Here is a 235-nt window from a genome sequence, read left to right as displayed (position 1 = left end):
CGGCGTCGGCGGCACCGGCGTGATCACGGTCGGCGCGCTGATCGGCATGGCGGCCCACCTCGAAGGAAACGGTGTCTCGGTGCTGGATTTTACCGGCTTTGCGCAGAAATTCGGGCCGGTGCTGAGCTACATCCGGTTGGCCGCATCCCCCGACGCATTGCACCAGGTCCGTATCGACCAGGGCGCGGCCGATGCGCTGATCGGCTGCGACCTCGTCGTCAGCTCCTCGCCGAAG

Annotated in this window: 1 protein-coding gene; it reads left to right on the top strand. The window is 67.2% G+C overall.

Features of this window, described 5'->3' with window-relative positions; genetic code table 11:
* Positions 1 to 235 (top strand): 2-oxoacid:acceptor oxidoreductase family protein (locus tag AC0L3J_RS38415; protein ID WP_473350624.1); only part of this gene is annotated, 235 nt, incomplete at both ends.

The organism is Bradyrhizobium sp. Kon37, from assembly GCF_055807535.1.
The sequence above is the reverse complement of the archived record's forward strand: the minus strand, read 5'-3'. Positions and strand labels throughout refer to the sequence as shown.